26 protein-coding genes are annotated in these 17254 nt (G+C 33.9%); 14 read left to right on the forward strand and 12 right to left on the reverse strand.

Annotated elements, in window-relative coordinates; genetic code table 11:
* The first annotated feature begins 72 nt into the window (after positions 1-72).
* The 12 genes from M2372_RS04715 to M2372_RS04770 all read left to right on the forward strand — a co-directional run bounded on the left by M2372_RS04715 (position 73) and on the right by M2372_RS04770 (position 8375).
* Positions 73-204 carry a hypothetical protein gene (locus M2372_RS04715; RefSeq protein WP_259080619.1) on the forward strand — a complete coding sequence of 44 codons (132 nt, stop codon included), beginning with the start codon at positions 73-75 and terminating at the stop codon, positions 202-204.
* Positions 205-255: 51 nt separating this feature from the next.
* Positions 256-651: a hypothetical protein gene (locus tag M2372_RS04720; RefSeq protein WP_123318152.1), complete on the forward strand. Its 396-nt coding sequence runs from the start codon at positions 256-258 to the stop codon at positions 649-651.
* Positions 652-770: 119 nt separating this feature from the next.
* Positions 771-1343 carry a hypothetical protein gene (locus M2372_RS04725; RefSeq protein WP_123318151.1) on the forward strand — a complete coding sequence of 191 codons (573 nt, stop codon included), beginning with the start codon at positions 771-773 and terminating at the stop codon, positions 1341-1343.
* A gap of 73 nt (positions 1344-1416) precedes the next feature.
* Complete coding sequence (locus M2372_RS04730; protein ID WP_123318150.1) at positions 1417-2205, forward strand: AraC family transcriptional regulator; 789 nt, start codon at positions 1417-1419, stop codon at positions 2203-2205.
* Between the two features lie 370 nt (positions 2206-2575).
* The gene (locus tag M2372_RS04735) at positions 2576-2995 is read left to right on the forward strand and encodes a DoxX family membrane protein (RefSeq protein ID WP_123318149.1); all 420 of its coding nucleotides are present in this window, start codon (positions 2576-2578) and stop codon (positions 2993-2995) included.
* Between the two features lie 21 nt (positions 2996-3016).
* Positions 3017-3370, forward strand: a complete 354-nt coding sequence (locus M2372_RS04740; protein WP_123318148.1) for a cupin domain-containing protein — start codon at positions 3017-3019, stop codon at positions 3368-3370.
* Positions 3371-3486: 116 nt separating this feature from the next.
* The gene (locus tag M2372_RS04745; protein WP_123318147.1) at positions 3487-4164 is read left to right on the forward strand and encodes a hypothetical protein; all 678 of its coding nucleotides are present in this window, start codon (positions 3487-3489) and stop codon (positions 4162-4164) included.
* Between the two features lie 65 nt (positions 4165-4229).
* Positions 4230-4952, forward strand: coding sequence for an ankyrin repeat domain-containing protein (locus tag M2372_RS04750; RefSeq protein ID WP_123318146.1), 723 nt, complete (start codon positions 4230-4232; stop codon positions 4950-4952).
* A gap of 7 nt (positions 4953-4959) precedes the next feature.
* Positions 4960-6267, forward strand: a complete 1308-nt coding sequence (locus M2372_RS04755; protein WP_228455626.1) for a PQQ-binding-like beta-propeller repeat protein — start codon at positions 4960-4962, stop codon at positions 6265-6267.
* Positions 6268-6308: 41 nt separating this feature from the next.
* Positions 6309-6794 carry a hypothetical protein gene (locus tag M2372_RS04760; protein WP_123318145.1) on the forward strand — a complete coding sequence of 162 codons (486 nt, stop codon included), beginning with the start codon at positions 6309-6311 and terminating at the stop codon, positions 6792-6794.
* A gap of 174 nt (positions 6795-6968) precedes the next feature.
* Positions 6969-7997, forward strand: a complete 1029-nt coding sequence (locus M2372_RS04765; protein WP_123318144.1) for a hypothetical protein — start codon at positions 6969-6971, stop codon at positions 7995-7997.
* A 33-nt stretch (positions 7998-8030) separates the two neighbouring features.
* Positions 8031-8375 (forward strand): hypothetical protein, encoded by a 345-nt coding sequence (locus M2372_RS04770; protein ID WP_123318143.1) that lies wholly within the window; start codon positions 8031-8033, stop codon positions 8373-8375.
* Positions 8376-8422: 47 nt separating this feature from the next.
* On the opposite strand, the gene M2372_RS04775 is transcribed toward M2372_RS04770, so the two are convergent.
* The 4 genes from M2372_RS04775 to M2372_RS04790 are packed head-to-tail and all read right to left on the reverse strand — an operon-like array spanning position 8423 to position 10897.
* Positions 8423-9025: a hypothetical protein gene (locus tag M2372_RS04775; protein ID WP_228455625.1), complete on the reverse strand. Its 603-nt coding sequence runs from the start codon at positions 9023-9025 to the stop codon at positions 8423-8425.
* A gap of 21 nt (positions 9026-9046) precedes the next feature.
* Positions 9047-9532, reverse strand: coding sequence for a hypothetical protein (locus M2372_RS04780; protein WP_148060704.1), 486 nt, complete (start codon positions 9530-9532; stop codon positions 9047-9049).
* A 20-nt stretch (positions 9533-9552) separates the two neighbouring features.
* Positions 9553-10203, reverse strand: coding sequence for a hypothetical protein (locus M2372_RS04785; protein WP_123318140.1), 651 nt, complete (start codon positions 10201-10203; stop codon positions 9553-9555).
* A gap of 52 nt (positions 10204-10255) precedes the next feature.
* Positions 10256-10897, reverse strand: a complete 642-nt coding sequence (locus tag M2372_RS04790; protein ID WP_123318139.1) for a hypothetical protein — start codon at positions 10895-10897, stop codon at positions 10256-10258.
* Between the two features lie 273 nt (positions 10898-11170).
* Between M2372_RS04790 and M2372_RS04795 the strand changes: the two genes are divergently transcribed.
* The gene (locus tag M2372_RS04795) at positions 11171-11665 is read left to right on the forward strand and encodes an SRPBCC domain-containing protein (RefSeq protein ID WP_123318138.1); all 495 of its coding nucleotides are present in this window, start codon (positions 11171-11173) and stop codon (positions 11663-11665) included.
* Between the two features lie 160 nt (positions 11666-11825).
* Here M2372_RS04795 and M2372_RS04800 read toward each other — a convergent pair whose 3' ends face one another.
* The 3 genes from M2372_RS04800 to M2372_RS04810 all read right to left on the reverse strand — a co-directional run bounded on the left by M2372_RS04800 (position 11826) and on the right by M2372_RS04810 (position 13557).
* Complete coding sequence (locus tag M2372_RS04800; protein ID WP_123318137.1) at positions 11826-12332, reverse strand: hypothetical protein; 507 nt, start codon at positions 12330-12332, stop codon at positions 11826-11828.
* Positions 12333-12346: 14 nt separating this feature from the next.
* Positions 12347-12952, reverse strand: coding sequence for a hypothetical protein (locus M2372_RS04805; protein ID WP_148060703.1), 606 nt, complete (start codon positions 12950-12952; stop codon positions 12347-12349).
* A 143-nt stretch (positions 12953-13095) separates the two neighbouring features.
* Complete coding sequence (locus M2372_RS04810; protein ID WP_123318135.1) at positions 13096-13557, reverse strand: DUF3291 domain-containing protein; 462 nt, start codon at positions 13555-13557, stop codon at positions 13096-13098.
* A gap of 92 nt (positions 13558-13649) precedes the next feature.
* Between M2372_RS04810 and M2372_RS04815 the strand changes: the two genes are divergently transcribed.
* Complete coding sequence (locus tag M2372_RS04815) at positions 13650-14012, forward strand: helix-turn-helix domain-containing protein (RefSeq protein WP_123318134.1); 363 nt, start codon at positions 13650-13652, stop codon at positions 14010-14012.
* A gap of 41 nt (positions 14013-14053) precedes the next feature.
* Here M2372_RS04815 and M2372_RS04820 read toward each other — a convergent pair whose 3' ends face one another.
* From M2372_RS04820 to M2372_RS04840, 5 genes are all read right to left on the reverse strand, one after another.
* Entirely contained in the window at positions 14054-14695 is a 642-nt protein-coding gene (locus tag M2372_RS04820) for a membrane lipoprotein lipid attachment site-containing protein (RefSeq protein ID WP_228455624.1), read from the reverse strand.
* 202 nt (positions 14696-14897) lie between these two features.
* Positions 14898-15104, reverse strand: coding sequence for a hypothetical protein (locus M2372_RS04825; protein WP_228455623.1), 207 nt, complete (start codon positions 15102-15104; stop codon positions 14898-14900).
* On the reverse strand, positions 15101-15385 hold the full coding sequence (locus M2372_RS04830; protein ID WP_228455622.1) for a hypothetical protein: 285 nt from the start codon (positions 15383-15385) through the stop codon (positions 15101-15103). Before M2372_RS04830 ends, M2372_RS04825 begins: the two co-directional genes overlap by 4 nt.
* Positions 15370-16125, reverse strand: coding sequence for a LytTR family DNA-binding domain-containing protein (locus M2372_RS04835; protein ID WP_123318133.1), 756 nt, complete (start codon positions 16123-16125; stop codon positions 15370-15372). Before M2372_RS04835 ends, M2372_RS04830 begins: the two co-directional genes overlap by 16 nt.
* Entirely contained in the window at positions 16122-17204 is a 1083-nt protein-coding gene (locus M2372_RS04840; RefSeq protein WP_123318132.1) for a sensor histidine kinase, read from the reverse strand. Before M2372_RS04840 ends, M2372_RS04835 begins: the two co-directional genes overlap by 4 nt.
* Positions 17205-17254 lie beyond the last annotated feature (50 nt).

Genomic DNA, 17254 nt, shown 5'->3' on the forward strand with positions numbered 1-17254 from the left:
ACAAATTTCAACGGTTTCATTACAAAGTGTTTAAATTAAACAAAATTAAAAATAACTCACAATCAATAGATTATGAAAAATAAAATCAGAAGAATTTCCGATTGGAAAACATGGAAAAGTACGACTAACAGACACAATTCAGAGATATTACTCACTCACATCGCTGTGATTGTAGGGGTATTTATTTTTGCGGCATGTCTTTAAATTTTGGTATACATTTCGCTGCAATAAAAAGTGTTTGAAAAATTCTTAATTATGATGAAAGTACAAATGCAAACTATTAATCAAAAAATAGCTGTTGAATACTTAAAATTTTTCTATCCGCGACTTCGCAATGAAATCATACAGCTGTCTGTACAGGACAACTTTGCAGGAATTATGCAGATGACAGTCAATTATCTGAAAGGTCTGTTACAGGAATCGAAGATCAACATTATTGCCCATCACATCAAACTGATGGACGGACTCTACCGGAATGGAAATTCCTATGTAAGAACAATGATTGAAAATATCTTCATAAGATCTTTTGAAAGCTTTAAAAAACACGCCAAGATTGCTCACTGGAAACTTCTTTATCAGTATATGCCTGTAAGCTTTCAAATCGTTTATAATGAGCAGCAGAAGCAGGATCAGATTTATTTTGGAAAATAATTTTAAAGGCGGAGAAGGCTGTTTTCTTCGCCTTTCTTATAACTCATAAATACTGAAATTGTATCAGGAATAGTTGCATTTATTTATTTTAATTACTTTTAGCATTTAATTAGTAAACAATGCCTAAATATCTTTGTTTTTTTCTCATTATCCTTAATTTATCATGGTATAAAGGTCAAATTTCTGATAAAGTCAGAGCCTTGGCCCAACCATTAGAAAGTATTTCTCATGCTGAATCCGCCCATATTGATGTAGATGGTAGAGAAAGTAAAATTTACAATCAATTTAAAAAATTAGCTAAAATTGCCAATAATGACGAATTGTATTATTTTGCTAAAAACGGCAGCAATGCACTAAGGCTGTATTCAAGTCAAGAACTCTTTAAAAGAAATGATAAACGGTTCCTTGAACTTTATAAATTATATTTTCAAAAGCCCTTAATAATGAACTATAAAATGGGATGTATAGGGCATAGTGGAAACATTGCTGATTTTTTAAAAAAGGAAGTTTACTCTTCCAAGGATATAATTTCCCTCAGAGATTTCTTATTAAAAGATAAAAATGCTCCAGACAATCTGACTAAAATTCAATTGGAACAAATTGAAGATATGGGATACAAAATAACCACTCAAGAAAATATTGCTTACATGATAAAACAGATTAACGAAATTGATATCAACATAAAACATTAAGCTTTGCTACTTTTTGTACTTTAGTCAAAAGATTTTATCCCAATCTACTCCCGGAAACTTATAATGAATAAAAATGATTGAAGTAAAAAAATATTCTCATCAGGAAGGATATCCGGCTCCAAGACGGGTGGTAAAGTATACTTTGTTCTGGTGCAATACCGGAACTGCTGAAATTCTGATTGACGAGAATACTTTTCTCCTGAAAAGCAGTCAAACCATTACCATTACTTCCGGACAGTTTCACCAGCTGATTACTGTGAGTGGAGAACTCACAGCCCTAGAATTTACCTTAGATTTTTTCTGTAAAAGCGATAGTGATATTGAGTTGATTTTCCACAACGGATTGTTCTGTCACTTTGGAATGAATGAAATGATTACCGTTCAGCACCCAGATTTTTTTACAGATACTCTCAACCTGATTGAAAAGGAAATCCACGAAAAACCCTACCAATACCTGACCTCAACTCATTCTTTGGTAGAATTACTTTTGGTAGAGATTAATCGTTCTAAAATTGCCAATGGTGATGAAATCTGGAAGCCGGATGCTTTGTTTCTTAAGTTTTTAGAGAGTGTCCGTAATAACTTCTCCAATAACCATCCTGTATCCTACCATGCAGATGCATTGACAACCACTGAGGCTAAACTGAATGAAGTTTCTAAACTTCATACCAATAAAACTGCCCAAAATGTGATCTATAGTCTTACCATTTCCGAGGCAAAAAGGTTGTTGCTTTATGAAAAACTGAGCGTTAAAGAAATTGCCTACCAACTTGGGTTCAATGATCCTTTTTACTTTTCTAATTTCTTTAAAAAACATACTTCCCTTTCTCCCAAAGACTATCAAAAGTCTGTGAAGAGTTAAGTGTAAAAGCAGGAAGCCGGATGTTGGAAGCGGGAAGTTTCTGAAGCCTATAGAAGCTATTTTATTTTATTAATATAAAGAGTTTAATCCATTAGTAATCGATTTTGCTGAAGCGAATGTTATCCAGCCGATTCCAGCTTTGCCTCGTGAAAATCTAACATAAGTTTTTTAAAGCCTTGTGTTTCCATTAAAAAATCAACCACATACAGACAGTATTACACTTCCGGATTTTGGAACTGATCCAATATAATTGATTTACCTGAATTCCAAAATCAGTCAAATATTCTATGCTTTTCCCGGAATCGTCTATTCTTTAGGCGAGCTCTTTCTCTGAACTTTGTACCTGTCATTAAGACCTAAAAATTACTTCATGAAAACAAGACAGGACATCGCAGTTTTTTTATTAAGAATAGCATTAGCATCCGGATTTTTATCTGCTGTAGCCAGCCGGCTTAATCTTTGGGGAACACACTCTTCAGGATGGAAAAACTTTGTGAGCTATACTGCTGAAGTGAATTCATTTTTCCCTTCTTCATGGGCGCCAACCCTTGCTGTATTATCTACTACTGCAGAATTAATTATTGGTATTTTACTGCTGACAGGCTATCAGGTGCGTACAACATCACTCGCCGCATCTGTTCTTACTTTCCTGTTTGGAACTGCCATGAGTATTTCTTTCGGATGTAAAGAGGCTTTGGATTATTCTGTTTTTGTATTCAGTGCGGGAGCTTTTTTACTGAGTACCTTTCCCCGCTATTTATGGTCTTTAGATCAATTTTCACACGAATAATAATTTAAAACATACTATATCATGAGCACAAACATCAACAATTACATTGTAAAAACCGGACAAAAAGAATGGCAGCCTTTAATTGAGAAAGGAGTTCATTATGAAGGTATTTTTGTAAAGTCCTTAAAATTTGATCCTGAGCAAAACAGATCTACCACCATCCTTTTAAAATTTGACCCGGGAGCAAGCTATCCTTATCATAACCATCCAGCAGGTGAAGAACTTTTCATTCTGGAAGGTGATGCAACTATCGCAGGCGGAAATCTGGAAAAGGGAGATTATCTGTACACGCCTCCCAACTTCAAACATTCCGTGCAGTCAGAAAATGGATGTATTATTCTGTTTATGGTTCCGGAAGAAGTGGAAATCCTTTAATCTGATTAATCACTTTACGATCAAACCTGTGGTGGACTGCTTTTTCATCATGGGTTTGCCTGTTTTCTCCCTTTTATTCACTGTAAAAGCTGTATCTTTGACTATCAAATTACATCATGAATACAGATTTTGAAGCTTTTAAAGAACATTTGTCGTGGCTTATTCACCCTTCTCAAATTGATGCCGTTTCAGAAACGGAAATCAGATTATCCTCAAAGTTTACAGATACCTTTCCCATTCTTACAGAGTTAATTACTCAGGCAAGGGTTCTGAGCTTGGATATTGATCATCAGCCTCATCATCTTATTTCCTGGACCAATAAAAACAATGAAATTTTCGGTTGGTTAACCAAAGCAGAATCTGATTTTACCTCACCCCTTCCTTTTATTGAAGAACACAAACTGTTACTCAACGAAATTGGCGGTATCCGGGAGTCTTTTAATCAGCCTGATCCAAGTTTTTCAAATAATCAGGAGTTTATGTTTACAGGATCAGAATGTTCAGCAGGAATTAATGATTGGAACGACTATTACGAGGAACAATGCAGCGATGAGAACAAGCCGCCAATGGATTATAAAAACTTCATCAGCTTTGTAGTAGAAGCTAATGGCGCAACTACTGTATATGAGCCCCAAACAAAAGAAGTTTTTCTTTTCTCCCATGATCATGCTTTTGACAATGTAGATTTTCTTGAAAATCAGCCGGAATATACTTTTCATACATTCCATAATATCACCAGTTTTGTAGATTATGTGGAAGTGCTGGCTCAGGAATGGAAAAATGAAATCATATAAACCTCCTGTTTACCGTAATCTCTGAAATTAATTATTTTTTATCCCCTATTAAAACTATATCTGAAATGAAAAAGTTCGGAATATCCGTTATCTTATGTTTATCTTCATTATTAAGTGCCCAAAACAAACAGCAGATTGATGCTTTCTATACCGCTATCCGTGAGAATAATTTTCCATTGGTAAAGAAAATAGTAGATCAGGGATTTCCAATTAAAACCACACTTCCTGAACAAACAGCACCTGTATTGGCAGCTATCTGGAAAAAGAATTTCCCTATGGTTAAATATTTGGTAGAGAAAGGAGCCAACATCACTGCGGAAAAAAAATTGGTAGATGGTGCTATTGAATATGGAAGTCCGGAAATTACTTTCTATCTTATCCAAAAAGGAGCTTATGCGAAAAATGCATTATACACTGCTATCTTCTATGAAAATTTTGAAATTGCAAAAGAACTCTATCTGAATCACCAGCCACAGATCATTGATAATGAAGATCCGGGAAAACTTTTATTGCTTGCTGTAAAAAGCAAGGATCTGGAATTCATCAAAAAGCTTCCGCTTAAGAAAAAGAATTCCCCTATGGATTTCTTTGACTATGACGGATACAATGCTTTATTATTGGCTGTAGAAAAGAATGACACTGAAATTGCAAAATACCTTCTGTCTCAGGGAGCTGATAAAAAATCAAGAATCACTTTTGAAACTGATAACGGAACCGTTTCAGGGAAAACAGCCCTACAAATGGCCAAAGCCAATAAAAATGCAGAACTTTTGAAACTTTTGAAATAAAACATCCATGAACAAAATCAAAAAACTAATACTCCTTATTTCAGCATCAGTTCTCTGGAGCTGTCATAACAATACCCAGAAAGCAACTCCAAGTAAGGTGGAACACACAACTCTACTTGTAGCTACAGAAGGGAATATTTTTAATTTTGATCTTGATAAAAACAGGATTGCCTGGCAATATAAAAGCCCGATAGATTCTGCTGGTAACAGGAACCTTTTTACTTTGGACGGACAGAATATTTTTATGCCTTTTGAAAGTGGAAAGTTCATCAATTTTGATCTTAATACCGGAAAAATTATCTGGCAGCAACAGATTTATGGAAATGAGGGAACTCCAATGAGTATAAGCAATGACAGGAATGCTGAAGCTGCAGTACTGCGCCCCTTAGTTCCTTTATTCATGGCTAAGCCTTTGGTGGATGGTGAGAATATCCTGATGGTATCTGCCGGGCAACCGGAATATGTAAAGCGTGCGTGGCTATACAATTTCAACAGGGAGAAAGGAGAAAGAACATGGCTGAGTGAATTGCCCACAGTATACAATTATTTTGCGCCTGTAAAATACCGTGATTCTTATTTTGTGAACTCTGCTGTTTTCCTTAACAAATACAGCAGGCCAAGTGGTACGGATACTTCCTACGGAATGTTTGACGGCAATGTGGAAATAGCCGGCCAACCAAAACAGCATCATGAATCTAATCAGTTTACCAATACTACATACAGTCAGATCCAGACTGATGGAGAGAATCTGTTTATTGCTGAAGATGGTGGGAATATTTATGCTTTACACCTTAACAAAGATGGCAATCTGCCTGATGGAGATATTTCTGACCCTAATAACACCTTTATTAAAAACCCAAAAGTTTTCAAATGGGTATTCCAGGATAAAACTTATGGTTCACACAAAAGCAACAAATTCTTTTTGGAAGATGGTACTTTATATGTAGAATTCGGGCTTCCTATTGATGGTAAGACTTGTCTTTTTACGATCAATGCTGATGATGGAAAAATGAAATGGAGAAAAATTTCACCCTCAGAAATAAAGAACTGGACAATTAGTGGCGATAAAATCATTGGTAATACTGCAAAAGATATTTTTTATATGGATACTAATGGGGAAAATTACACAGAATTCCGTGTGAAAAACATTCCAGTCTCTGATATAAAATCTATCGATAAAACTCATTTTATATATGTTACCAAACAGGGAATTGAAGTTTTTGACACGGCTTCCAAAACAGCAAAATTAGTAGTTGTAAAAGCATTCAATAATAATGAATACAATAATCTGCAGATACAGTATATTTCAAAATAAATACCTCAACAGGTTTTATAATTTGATCTGAAAGAAAACACATGACCAAAATTAAATTCAGAAAAAGCAATATTATCATCAGCATTATCCTTTGTCTGCTGGGGATCTCTTTTTTTGTTTACTTACTGATGAACGAGGATTTTATCATACAATTGATTTCGGTCTTATGGATTTCTATCATATTATATATCCTTTACATCCGATACAGGCAACTGACCAGAGCTAACAGCGGTACTTCGGGATTGGAAATGAATGATAAAGGTATCCTGAATTCTACTCTGTCAAGTCCGCTATTTTTAAGCTGGAAGGAAATTGAAAGTTTTGAATCAGGTTTTTACAGATCTAACCATATCTTTATCAAGCCCAAAAACCTGGAAAAATATAAAGATAAAAACAAGCTGCTGCATTTTATCAAAAGTATTTTTTCTCCAAAACCTGATATCCTAATGATTGATACGGATGTTTTGGAAACCGGAAAAAAGAAATTATTGGTATTGCTGAATAATAAGCTCCGTGAAAACAGGTGATTCTTTAATTTTATAGGTTAGACAACATTTTATTTTCAATATTCTTTATTTTATTGTATTTTGCTTTCCCTCAAAAATATTAGAACCAGGATAACACAATCCGTGCACTATTTTATAATCTTTCCGATTATATCTTATGCTTAATCTGATATAAAAAACTAAAAAACCAACACGATGAAATTCAATCTTAAAAAAAAATCTGTTATACTCTGGGGTATTATCCTCATTGCGGTAATCCTTTTACCAGACGCCGAAATGTATTATCAACGATATAAACTGAGATCTGAAAAACTTCCGGAACAATATAAATCATACTCTACCCTGGATAATCTGAAAGATACTGACTATGAAATCATTAAAATATCATATGGCATCCACGAACCTGTAATTCAGGAAAATGACAGTACCATTGTGATCATTACCAAAAGAGACCGGGATTCGGAAAAAGCAGGTGCTGCCAATACCTACACATGGTATAAAATAAACCTAAAGGGTCAGATAACAGACAGCCTTCAATATCAATACAATACTGAAAATGGGGTGCATAATTATCAGACTTTCAATGATTATATTGTAGATGTAGATCAGAATACCTACAGTAACTGGATGAAGGATGGTGACACCACTCATTATCCGTATAAAAATTTAGATGATGCTAAAATATTTTCGGTGGCAGAAACGGAAGATATCACTGCAAACAGAGATTATATGTATGATGATATTATTCATTCCGAATCACCGGAGAATGAATACAAGTATAAACTGACTGTATTTAAAGATAATATCTGGAATTATTTTTATGCTGAAAAAGACTGGCATGGCTATCCTAAAAATACACTTAATAAAAAAGCTATTGATTTCAGTAATTCAGGGTATGAGATAGATAAATCTTCAGGACTTATCAAAAGAGATCATGTTCAAAAAGAAAAATGGAATGCCCGCACTTTCTGGAGCCTAAAAAACTTCAGCTGGGGAAGCGGAAATGGATCAGGTAACCGTGGATGGTCTGGAACATCCTATTTTTCCATTAATATGCCAAAGAAAACCCTGCATTATAAACAGAATGTTTTCATAGAACGTCCTGACAATTATCTCAGGGATCCTTTTTCTTATTTTGTATACCAGCCTAAAAACGGAGACTATATGCTGTTAATTGATGAAGAACATCAACTCTATTACCTCATAAGACCTAAAAAGTCTTAGAAATATTAATTTAAAGTTCAATACAATACTCTTATGAAAATCTTTAAACTTTTTTTGAAAAGGCTTCTCATTACAGCCATTCCCTTGGTGAGTCTCTATATTTTTGCAGAAATCGCTTTTCAGAATAACCGTGAAAGGGAGCACCCTACAGATGCTGGCCTAGGGATAGCATTTCTGCTGACATTTATTTTATTCGTATTATTTATTGGCTTTTTGACAGATTTTATCATCAGACTGAGAAAGAAAGAGTATAGAACAGCGCTTACCGACCTTCCTTTTCTTTTGTGTTTTATATTTCCGGCTTTATATCTTGCCTGTTTATGGGGCGGTGGTGATGGCTTCTGCAGCTGGATTATTGCTACAGCACGTAATCTGTAATCAGACTGCATTCATTTTCTGTTTTACTGCTGAATCGGAATTGAAAACTATTCTCCAGCCTTCACAGTATTATAAGTATTAAAACTTTTATAGATCCTGGTTTCTTTTAATTTTCCTTTTTTATAGATCTCTACTTTTTCTATATCTGAAGATTTTTTGTTGAAGTATTTTATTTCAGTCAACTGCCCATCATTATTGAAAAACTCAGTCTTAAGATTTCTTCCGTCTTCCTGATAGTGTTTCGTTTGGAGGTTTCCGTTCTTTTTATAGGAATACCTCTTGAGGTTATAAAAATTGCCCTCGTTATAGGAGATCCCTTCATATGTGTACTGAGCCGTATATTTTCCTTCTTCTATCAGCTGCTGTTTATCATTGTAAATGAAATAATAGGCATCATTTTTAGGATTTATCAGGGTATAACGTACCGTTAATTTAGGATGACTCTCAGGGTACTTTATCATCACATCTTCTTTTCTGAAAACAGTAGAATCATTCTGGGAAACCCATAGTGTATCTGTATCCTTAGGACCACTTTTGTGATGTATTTTTGAAATAATAACGTTTTTATGGTCATCATTTTTACCTTTAGTACAGTTGCAGGCCAGCATGATACTGATGGGTAACCATAGAAATAATAGTATTTTCAGCATTTGAATCATTTTTTATTTTTGCTAAGGTATCGTTTCTATTCCGGATAGCTTAAATGTTCCTTTTTCTTCTTTTAACCAAAAGACAAATTGAGCCCCTTCATGTCCGTCTCCAAATTCATTCCGGCGTTGCGTCGTGTATAATACAATATAAGTTCTGTCTTTAAATCCCGGATCAGATCCGTCAAAAGAAAACTTTGTTTCATTCCGGTTCAGTCTTTCCAATAATTCTTTGTTAAAGATAGTGTCAACATGTTTTTGATAGAAAGCATCCTTCCCCACAAAATAGTTTTTTTCCGGTGCTGTTTCAAAGCACAAGGAACAATACACTTTTTTAGTTGTTAACTGATTTAATGCTGCATAATCTTTCTGAGTAATCAGATGAATTATTTTTTGAGTAAATGCTTCCGCTTTTTTTTGCAGTTGCGGATTCACTGATTTTGTTTGCCCATAACAGACCAACTGTAATCCGGCTAGAAATAATATGGAGAGGTATTTTGTCAATTTCATTTTACTATTTTTTGGTGATTTTATTTGTATTCATTCTTCGTATTCAGCTGTGCTTTATAACCCGGAATATCAAAGCGATGGGTATCATTGTCTGCTTTTTCAAAATTATGATTGTCTGCTTTTTCATTGCTGCGAAAAATAAAAACATAGGCATAATTTTTACTTTCCCTTTCCAATTTTTTTGTTCGTTCCAATCCTACCAGATCAAACTCATAAATTCCTTTGGACAGATCAAAACCTTTTGCAGGAAAATAAGATTCAATATGTCCGTCTGCTCCTGTCGGGATCTGATCTTCCTTATCTGTTATATTCTGTTTGATATTTTCCAGACGGTATTCCAGATAATCAAAGCTGGCAAAACAAATCCGACCCAAATCACCCACTTCAAGAAAAAAGTTGTTATATCTAAAAACCTCATCATATCCCTGTGGTAATTCTACACTTTCTTCATCTACAGAAATAAAAATTGTATATTCGAAAACACTGATCTGATAGAAAGGCAGAAACCGCCCCTCTTTAATGGAGCTCAAAAAAAGTTCTTTATGCTTATCAAAATAAGACAGCAACTTTTTCCCTCGGCATTTCTTTTCCTTTAGATATTCTGTAAACAGATCTGTTGAAATAATTGCCATGCCATAGCCGTCTGCAGAAAATTCACCTATATTTTCCATTGTATTAATTCTCTTTTTACTTCCGATTGATCAATTGTTGGGCTCAGCTTTTTTAACAAGGAAACCACCACCAGATTGAATATACCTTATTGTTCTTAAAGGATATATTAATATGTCCGTCTGAAATTCCTTCTTTATCCTCCCTTAATGTGATCATCGGAAGTTCTCCCTCATCATAGGTTTCCAAATGACTCATGTTTCGTACTGAATTCGGAAATATCTTTTTGATATCCTCCAACGTAGTATTTGAATCTATTCTGATTCCTTTATACAGAATAAAATTTCCCTTGATAAACCTAAAGCTGCTAACTCCTACTTGTTGTTTGCTGTTTTCAAAACATGATCCGTTTTTATATAGATATTTATCATTTACATCTCCTTCTTCAAAAATGTAGGAACATGGCTGCTCATCAGCCATCAGCTTGGTACTGTCCGCTTTTCCAAATTTTTTTTCAAAATCCTTGATATCAAAAATCCGTTTTGTTTTACCATTGAACCGGATGTCTTCAGCCAACATCACGTCATCCTTTCCATCGCCAATTATTTCTGCCGTCTGGCGAATATCCTGTACTGTTGAATCCGTTTTACCTTTAGCTTCCTTTAGTTCGGTTTGGGGTGACACCTGCTTTTCTTCCTTTTTCTTATGACAGGCCTGAAATAGAATGATTGTGAATACAATAGAAAAATACTTCATACTTTAATTTGGTTTACATGGTATAAAAAACGCTGATCTAAAACAAACAAGAATATTCGTTTTATACTGTCAGAATTGTTTTTATGAACACGAAATTACAAAAAAAGGCTTACTAATCTTTTTTTAAGCTCATTATTAATCTTTTTTAACTTTTATAATAAGAACCACAGATTAGTTTCTAAAAGTTCATTATCTCAGATATTTACCTCAACTTTTAGTATTATTTTGTAATTTTAAATAAAAAGATTAATAACCAACTCCTAAGAACAAATTATGCCCCACATTTATCACGCTATACTCATTGGTTCCTCAAAAGAAAAAGTATACCACGCCATTGCCAGCCAGTCCGGATTATCTGCATGGTGGACTCCCCATACCAAAGCCAGCACTGAAGTTGACAGCGTTGCCCGATTCTCATTTGGCCCGGATTATTTTAAAGAAATGAAAATTGTAAAGCTTACCCCTTTTGAAGAAATTCAGTGGCATTGCATCACTGGTGCTCATGAATGGATTGGAACTGATATTTCCTTTCATCTTTTATCCGGAGATAAGGAAACATTACGCAAAATGCATCCTGAAATGGAAGGTCAGATTGAACAATTAGTATATGACAGTGGTACCTTATTAATTTTTCATCACAAAAATTGGGATACCTACTCACCTATGTTCGCTGAATGCAATTATACCTGGGGACAGTTTCTGAGAAGCTTAAAATTGCTTTGTGAAACAGGGAAAGGAAAGCCTTGGCCTCATCAGCATCGTTTATGAGTTGTTTTTAAGGCAGGAAGCTGGATGAGGCAAGCTGGAAGTTACTTTTAGTCTTATCATGAATGACTATCATAATATCAACTTATCGTTTTTTAGGAGCGTGATAATTTCTAGACTTAATTTTTAGCTTTAAAGCATTTTTATCCTGGACTTGATTAAATTATGGAATCATGTCAATTCCTATTATTTTAAATTTCCCTTCTTTTTTTTCCAAACTAATCATTCCCTGAGTACCTTCCCATGTTTTTGAAGGTGGAATCAGCGTATATAAAAAACTAATGCCGTGTATGTTCATTTCTTTATTAAAATAAGGATGAAAAAACGGCATAGTAAACTTCTGATATTTTTTAACTTCAGCTTTTAACTCTTTTTCAAAAAAGACTTTATAATGTTTTTTTTGAAATAAATCCTTGGTTACCTCCACTGTAACAAAGTTGCTGTTTTTAGCTTCTACATAATCAAGACAAGGTCTGCAATAGAAGGGAAAATCACAAAGTGTTTTTATTTTTTCTTTATCATTTCTGGTAACCGCATCCGTAAAATCTCTCCAGAATTTTTGTAAAAGAATCTTATCCTGAGTAGATATTTTATCATCAGACTTATTTTTCTGCCCATAGATGGAGACAAAAAATAGAAGACAACTTATTAAAATCAGAATACTTCTCATGGCAGATTCTTCATTTATTTCAGATTATTGTTTTCCTTATAAAATCTGTCATCTGTTTCTTTAATAAAATCGAGATAACTGAAATTAGCCGCCTTATTTTTACGATACTCAAGATAATCATTATAGTACTGGAATACTCCGCCCAATCTGGATGTTAGCAAAGGGATTTCTTTAGTGCTGATAGCTTCTACATATCCCACTTTTTTCCCTTTTTCATTCACCATAGACAGCACCAGATACGTAATATTATTCTGTTTACCACTAAAAACTCTGGCTCTTTCCACATTATCTTTACCGTTATCAAAAACCAGTTTAAACTTATCTTTCTTGTTCAGCAGATAATCCAGTATTTTCTGAAAATTATCCGGATTTTCAAGAGTTAATTTAAATCCTTCAAACTGAGTCCCGTTATCCTTTCCATAAAAAGAAAGCATTCCCGGAGTATAATATTCTGAATCCGGAGCATCTTCAATCCTGATTCCGCCAAAATATACTGGAAGTTTGCCATCGTTCGCAGCATCAGCTTTGTATATAGAATATTGAACGGCTTCTGTCCCTACTCCTGCTCCATAAGAATTCAAATCCAATGTTTTTAATTCGGTCTGTTTAACAGGAAGCATTATTTTCTCTAAATCAAAACCCTGACTTTGGCATGATTGAAATAAAAATGAAAAACTTGCTATTAAAAAGAAAAACCTCAGTTGATGCATCATATTAAAATTTTGTATGGATAATGAAGGGACAAGATACAAAATTTAGACTCTTAGCCTCCAATATTCAATTCAGGTTTCTGAAATACCGTTTGAAAATTAAAGGCATATTCCGATGGTCCGTTCTTCTGAAGATGCTCTAATCTTTCTAAGGCTTCTTCTACACTTGGATATTGATTGTTTTTAATCCACCACAGGACATAATAGGCTTTTCCATACTTGTGAAACCACTCTTTTCTTCTTCGTAAAAAATCAACATGAAAGGTTTTGTAAGTAAAATGTTCCAATGATTTTATATCTTCCCACACCGAAAGATTGATGATAATCTGTTCATCATTAAACGGATTAAAACCGGTGGCATTATTCTCTTCATCTTTTAATCTCCAGATAAATCCGTTGCTTTCTTCCGCCAGCTGATTTACCGAGTCAAAATAATCAACAAATTCTTTCATTACAGGGTCTTCGATATTCACTCCAATCATTCTGGCTACATTGATTTGTGCTAACTGATACATTTTTTTATGTCTTGTTTTATGTCTATTATTGTGTAAAAATAGAAACTGCAGCCTTAGCATAAAATAACTATCAATTTAGATACTATAAAAAGATGGAAAAAAAATGTGTGACTTCCTATATCAATATTGACCAAAAATCTTACCCCTGTGCGGTAAGCTTTGTCATGGATCTTATAGGTGGAAGGTGGAAAGGAGTTATTTTGTGTCACTTAAAAAATGGCGATAAAAGGTTTGGAGAGCTAAAAAAAGAGCTTTCTTTTATTACAGAAACAACATTAAGTCTTCAGCTGAGGCAATTGGAAAGAGACGGTCTGATTACCAGAACTGTTTTCGGAACAAAACCTCCTGTGAAAACAGTCTATAGCTTATCAGCGTTGGGCCTTTCATTCATTCCGTTGCTGGATAACATCAATGAATGGGGCAAAAATATTCTGGAAAAGAAAATAACATCTTAAAAATTTGAATTGTTTTCAGATTTTTAAGATGCTCGTTTCGTTTAATATACTTTACTTCCTTTGATTGTAAGGGCATGTTTAGTTTTTATTGAAGGGCAGCATCTTCCATCCTCTTCTGTATATTCCAGTTTTTCTACGATGATCTTTCCATTTTTGATGGTATCAAAAGCAAACAGATAATCCGGTTCATATCCTGCGATTACTTTAACGCTATGCCCATCATTTTTGTACAATGATAATCCTTGCCCTATCAGTGCATTTCCACCTTCTGGTGCAATATTCCAGTAAATAGCTACATCATCAATCCCATCACCGGTAAAATCTCCAACATGAGGGTCCTGAAGATCAATTACCCCGTCATCATAGGTTTTAAGAATCTTAGGTAGATAGGCTTCAAATTGCTTTACGGCCAATTTTACAGCTTCTTCGTTGGAAATCCTGTCTTTGGTAGTTTCCTTATCTTTTGTTTTCACTTCCTCTTCTCTGGATAATGATTTTTCTTCTTTCTGTTGCCCTTTGTTTTCAGGTTTATTACAGGCTGTCAACACTGCTAAAAAGCCTATGATAGCAATCATCTTTTTCATATATTCTGTATTTCTGATGATAAAATTGAGGCGATAAATATACAGCAATATGATAAGATCAGGGCTATTGGAAAGTCCATAAACACAGATATTCAACATTTTTCTATAAAAAAGTGATTAAAAAATCTGCGCAACCATTTGGTTTCATATAAATTCATATCTATAAAAGCTCCCAGTCAATGAATGATTGGGATTTTTTATGTTTAAAATTCAGACATCAATAAGTATAATAACAAAATATAAAACAGCAAACAGATAAAAACATTGATTGCTGAAAATAAAAATTCACACTCCAAATTCCCTATTCATGAGTTGAAATAGTTCCAAAAGCAGGATAAGAAAGGGGTAAAGAGTGAGTATTGACAGGGAACTGACTAATTAAATGTATAAACTCATTTCTATACTTTTCAAAATGTGCATTATCAGCCTTCCCTTTGGTGTTATGCTCCGGCTCACCCTCAATATTCTTTTTAAAATTGGGAGCGATGTAAAGGGCAAGGGCCCTCACAGATATTGTTTTATTTGAGTCTTTTTATTTACTCTGCTTTCTTCTAAAATTTTTCGGTTACAGGAATTACAGTGAAGAAGCATTTCAGTAGCGGTCATAGTTCCCCATTGAGGTTCATGAGCTGATGATATTTTTTTAATTCTTGTAATAATGAGATCAGCAGACTTTTTTAAAAGATCTAATTTCCTGTTATTGGTTTTGTAGAGGATTAATACAAATTCGTCTGAAATAAGTTTAAACAGGTTTAAATCTAAAAGTTTCTGATTTATAATCCCATCCAATTTTTAAATAACTGAGCTTTTTCTCTACTGATTATGATTTCCATCTTTAAAGCCCTGTCAATTTCCACTTTAAGTTTTCCGTTGAAGTAATTATGAATATGATGGATGCTGTCAATATTAATAATAAATTGTCTATTGGCACGGAAGAACATTTTCGGATCAATCTGTTTTTCAAGTTCTTCTAGAGTTTGTGTGAATGTTTCTATTGAGCCGTCTTTAAGTTTCACTTTAGACATCTTGAACTCAGAATAAAAATAAAGTATATCACTTATAATGATAGATCTAAACCCATCTTTTACCGGCAATAGAAAACGGCTTCGATATTGTTTATACCCTAAGAGTTCTTTCAGGTTTTCAATCAAATCCTGATGATTGGATGGCAATAAGTTTTCTGCTTTTTTGATTGCTTTCTCAAGCTCAATTTTGTCTACTGGTTTTAGGAGGTAATCTGTTCCATTATTTCTGAAAGCTTTTAAAGCATACTCATCGTATGCCGTTATAAAAATCAAAGGAGCGTTAATAGTCACGTTATCCAATATTTCAAAACTCAACCCATCTGAGAGTCTGATATCCATGAATACAAGATCTGGAGCAGGATTTTTAATAAACCACTCTGTAGCATCTTCAACGCTGTCTATTATTGCATCAATTAATGCAGTAGGTCTTATCATTTTTAAAAATCGAACAAGTCTGTCTGCGTTCAGCTTTTCGTCTTCAATGATTATAATATTTTTAATCATAATTTCAAAAGTGGTAATTTTACAACAAAGTTTTCTCCGTCATTATTAATCTTTGGCTCTCGCACTGAAAGAAGGCTATATCTTCTTTGTATATTCTTTAATCCTATATTGGATGAGGTTATTATTTTTCCCATAGGAATTAAAGTATTCTCTATCGTTATTTCATCTTTTTCGTTATCATAAATCCTGATTTTTAAGGGATGCTTTTTATTAGTTCGGTTATGTTTAAGAGCATTTTCTACCAATAATTGCATTGTCATCGGAGGCAGGGAAAGATTTTTTGTTTTATCGCTTATATTTATATTAAAACACACACCATTCCCTTGTCTATATTTTATAAGAACAATGTAAGCATTAAGAAATTTCATTTCTTCTTCAAGTGAAATGGTATCCTTTTTTGAATTGATCAACATATAACGATATATTTTAGTAAAATTTTCTGCATACTCATACCCCATGTTAGGATCTTCCAAAATAAGTTCAGAAAGAACACTGAGATTGTTAAATACAAAATGAGGGTCGATCTGAAGTTTTAATGCCTGTAGCTCCGATTCCATAGCTAATTGATTGAGTTTTGAAGCTTTTAATGATTCATTTTTCCAATTAGTAACCAGATAGTTCCCTGTGTTTACTGCCATAATCATCATAGAGATAGCCATACTTATTAATATCCACTGTATCGTTGATCTCGCCTCGTCAGTAGACATATTTAGAGCTCTCCCCTTCACGGCATCAGAGATCGTGTAAAAACTAAGCAACAGGTTAACAATTAATACCATTACAATATTTAAGGTTAACTCCACTGCCAGCCTTTTTATTGGGCTCTCGGTCCATGGTATATATTTATTCAGTTTATTACTGAATGTTATACTGAATTCGGTAATTATAATACATGCAATAAGTGTACATCCAAATTCTTTTAATAAATCCATCGATGTCTGATCAAAAAAGAACTGCCATTCTTTACAGTAAGGATCAATAAGAAATGACACCAAGTACATTAATATAAAAGCTGATAGTACAATAATAACACGTTTTACTGTATTACTAAAAAAAATTTCTCGTTTTGGTAATTTCATTTTTTGAGCTTTAAAAATACAGTTTGTATTCTCTCCTAATTTATTGCAAA

The organism is Chryseobacterium sp. BIGb0232 (genome assembly GCF_024810195.1).
Taxonomy (GTDB): Bacteria; Bacteroidota; Bacteroidia; order Flavobacteriales; family Weeksellaceae; genus Chryseobacterium; species Chryseobacterium pennae.